The organism is Sandarakinorhabdus sp., assembly GCF_031422795.1.
GTDB lineage: Bacteria > Pseudomonadota > Alphaproteobacteria > Sphingomonadales > Sphingomonadaceae > Sandarakinorhabdus.
Genome location: NZ_JANPML010000419.1, coordinates 1 through 3,593, shown reverse-complemented (window position 1 = coordinate 3,593; position 3,593 = coordinate 1). Strand labels below are relative to the sequence as shown.

The following is a 3,593-nucleotide window of genomic DNA, read 5'->3' as shown; positions in this document are numbered from 1 at the left end:
GGCCGTCTGATCCCGGCCGGCACCGGCGCCGGCATGGGCCGTCTGCGCGTGCAGGCTGCCAGCCGCGATGCCGTGCTGCGTTCCGTGCAGCAGGCCAGTGCCAAGGCGCTGGAACAGACCGAAGGCTGATCCACAGCCCCGCGTCTGGCGGACACATGAAAGGGGCGTGGCGGGCAACCGCCGCGCCCTTTTTCTTGGTCTGCCGCAGTTGTCGGGAATGTTTACAGCGCGACACTGTCAATTGCTGTCCTGCGCCCTGCAAGTAACGGAGGTTAATGGGATTAACCTTTTGATAACCGGCATGGCACAGATCATGCAGTGTGCTTCACGTCAGGGTAGTTCTTATCGGAGACGTTCTCATGAAGACGTTGATCCTTGCCCTCGTGGCCAGCGCCGAGCTTTCTGGCACAGCCATTGCCACAACCAATGCAGGCGCGGTGCCCGCAGCTGATTCAGAATTTGTCGTGATGACCAGCACCGATCTGATGTCGCAATTGTCGGGCGCGCGATTCGGCAATGGCCGCATTGTGGTGACGGGCATCCGGCGTGATTTCGGCCCTATCAGCGGCGGCCCGTTGGCCAGCGTGCCCGAACCCGCGGCCTGGATGATGCTGATCGCTGGTTTTGGCCTGGTTGGCCTGGTTGCCCGTCGCCGCAAGACGGCGGTTTCAGCCTGAACAATTGCGAGACGGGCAGAAATGGCCTGTTGCCGCCGCCCGGTTCTGCCGGGCGGCGGTTTTGCTGATGGCCGGCTGCCATGTCTCTGCCGCGCCTTGGCCACAATGACATGCGATAAGGCCACAGAATCAGGAAATCTGCTGTGGCCACCGCTTTCAAGATGCCCGAACAGGATGAAGCAGCCCCGGCGCCGGCCCGGCCGCTGAAGATTGCGCTCTATTCGGGCAACTATAATTATGTCCGCGACGGAGCGAACCAGGCGCTGAACCGGCTGGTCGCCTATCTGGAGCGCCAGGGCTGCACAGTGCGCGTCTATTCGCCGACCAGCGACACCCCGGCCTTTGAACCGGCTGGTACGCTGGTATCGGTGCCCAGCCTGTCGATCCCTGGCCGTGATGAATATCGCGTCGCCTTGGGCCTGCCCGATCGGCTGAAGCGCGATATTCGGGCCTTTGCCCCCGATGTCATCCATCTTTCGGCGCCCGATCCGGCGGCCCATGCGCTGAAGCGGCTGGGGCGGGAGTTGCAGGTGCCAGTGGTGGCCTCGATCCACACGCGCTTTGAAACCTATCTCGAATACTATGGTCTCGGTTTTGCGCGGCCGTTGATGGAAGCCATGCTGCGGCGGTTCTATGCCGGGCTGGATGAAGTGTTTGTGACCACGCCGGGCTTTGGCACCATGATGCGCGACGCCAGGATCATAGCCAACGAACCAGCGGTGTGGAGCCGGGGTGTCGACAAGGCCCGCTTCAGTCCGCAGCGCCGCTCGCCGGAATGGCGCTGGGCGCTGGGCATTGGTGACAGCGAACCGGTGATCGGCTTTGTGGGCCGGCTGGTGCTGGAAAAGGGATTGGAAACCGTCGCGGCTGCCGTGGCCGAGCTGAAGCACCGTGGCGTCCCGCACCGGCTGGTGGTGGTGGGCGATGGCCCGGCGCGCGATCGGTTCCAGGCGCTGGCCCCCGATGCGATCTTCACCGGCTTCCTCGATGGGCTGAATCTCGCCCGCGCCTATGCCAGCATGGACATGCTGCTGAACCCGTCGACCACGGAAACCTTTGGCAATATCAACCTGGAAGCCATGGCCAGCGCCATCCCGGTGGTGGCGGCGCGGGCCAGCGGCAATGAATGCCTGGTCACCGACAGCACGACTGGCGCGCTGGTCACGCCGGGCGACATCACGGGCTATGCCGATGCCCTGCAGCGCTATTGCAGCGATCCCGTATTGCGCTCCGGCCATGGCCGGGCCGGCCTGGATGCAGCACAGGCCTTTGACTGGGACGCGATCAACGGTGCCGTGCTCAATCGCTATCGCGAACTGATTGCAACTAAACACCCGTAAGATAACGGGTTTTCTTTTCGGCGCGATGGTCTAGGCGGGTGGGGATGATCCGAGCCCTTTGCTTTTTCGCGGTTGTCGCATTGGCCGCGCCCGCCGCCGCCCAACCGGCGGCCATTTCCATCGATGCGCTCGCCGCCGAAGTGGTGTCGGGCAACCCGGAACGGCAGTTTCTCGCCCGCCAGATCAGCCTGGCGCAAACCGGCGCTGCCGCTGCTGGCCGGCTGGCCGATCCTGAAATCAGCGTCGAATTTGGCGAACGGCGCACTGAAAACCCGCTCACTGGCCAGCGCCTGGGCGACGGCCCGGCCTTTGCCGTTTCCATCCTGCAGCCGATCGAGTTCAATGGCCGGCTGCCGCTGCGGAAAGCCATCGCGCAGGGCAATGTCACGCTGGCGCGCATCGGCCTGGCCCAGTTTGACGCCACGCTCGCTGCCCGCGCCCGCACCTTGGGCTATCGCCTGTTTGCCGCGGATGCCCGCGCCGAAGCGGCCGCACAGGTGGCAGGTCGGATGCGGGCGCTGGCCGCCGTATTGGTGGCGCGCGATCCGGCCGGGCCGGCGCCGGCGGTGGAGGCTGCCGTGCTGGAAGCCGCCGCCATCACCGCCGAACGCACCGCCGCCGAAGCGCAGGCTGCCTATAATACCGCGCTTTATGAACTGAACGGCCTGCGCGGACAGGCGTTCCCGGCCAGAGTGCGTATCCTGCGCCCGCCGCCCGCGCCGCCGCTGCTGCCCGATGTGGCAGTGCTGGCCGAACAGGTGGAGGCCGGCAATTTCGAATTGCTTGCCCTGAAGGCGCAGTTGCAACAGCAGGGTCTGGGCGTGCGGCTGGCGGAAAAGGGCCGGGTGGGTGCGCTCAGCATCGGGCCGTTCCTCAGCCGCGATCGCGGTGACGTGAAGGACAGGCAAGTGGGCCTGCGCGCCACCACCACCTTGCCGCTGTGGAACCGGCAGGAAGGCGATGTTGCTGCTGCCGAAAGCCGGGCGGCGCAGGGCGACGCGGCGTTGATCGCGGCGCGGCGGCGGCTGTTGGCGGGGCTTTATGGCGATGCCGCGCTGTATCGCGCCCGCTCTCAAGCACTGGCGAAATGGCCGGCCGATGCGCCGCAGCGCCTTGCCGCGGCGGCGGCCGAGGCCGAACGCGCCTGGCGGCTGGGCGCGGTGCCGCTGGCGACGTTTGTGCAGATGCAGACTGGCTGGCTCGATGCGCTGGCCGCCGTGCTCGATACGCGTGCCGGCCTGTGGGAAACGCGGGAGAATATCCGCGTGGCGACCGGGGGCGGCGCACAGCCGTGATCGCTGCGCTGATTTCCACCAGCGCTCGCCATCGCGGCGGCGTGCTGCTGGCGGCGCTGATCGCGGCGGCTATTGGCCTGTATCACCTTGCCACCCTGCCCATTGATGCCATCCCGGATGTGACCGGCGTGCAGGTGCAGGTGAACACCGCCGTGCCCGGCCTTGCTGCCGAGGAGATCGAGACGCGAGTGACGGTGCCGATCGAGCGGCTGATGGGCGGCCAGCCCGGCCTCAGCGGGTTCCGCTCGCTCACCCGTTCCGGCCTGTCGCAGGTCACGCTG

3 protein-coding genes and 1 pseudogene are annotated in these 3,593 nt (G+C 66.4%); all 4 read left to right on the top strand.

Annotated elements, in window-relative coordinates; translation table 11 throughout:
• Window positions 1–554 precede the first annotated feature (554 nt).
• Window positions 555–677, top strand: a pseudogene (locus RMO81_RS16220) (PEPxxWA-CTERM sorting domain-containing protein); the annotation flags it as partial.
• A gap of 161 nt (window positions 678–838) precedes the next feature.
• A complete protein-coding gene (locus RMO81_RS14525) occupies window positions 839–2,017 on the top strand; it encodes a glycosyltransferase family 1 protein (RefSeq protein WP_310476625.1) in 1,179 nt (392 codons plus the stop codon).
• 44 nt (window positions 2,018–2,061) lie between these two features.
• Window positions 2,062–3,312 (top strand): TolC family protein, encoded by a 1,251-nt coding sequence (locus RMO81_RS14520; RefSeq protein ID WP_310476622.1) that lies wholly within the window; start codon window positions 2,062–2,064, stop codon window positions 3,310–3,312.
• The coding region (locus RMO81_RS14515) for an efflux RND transporter permease subunit (protein WP_409049630.1) at window positions 3,309–3,593 on the top strand (285 nt) is incomplete at its 3' end. The genes RMO81_RS14520 and RMO81_RS14515, both read left to right, overlap by 4 nt.

Excerpts from the sequence above, each read along its gene's own strand:
- RMO81_RS14525 (WP_310476625.1), top strand. The coding sequence starts at position 839 with ATGCCCGAACAGGATGAAGCAGCCCCGGCGCCGGCCCGGCCGCTGAAG.
- RMO81_RS14520 (WP_310476622.1), top strand. The coding sequence starts at position 2,062 with ATGATCCGAGCCCTTTGCTTTTTCGCGGTTGTCGCATTGGCCGCGCCC.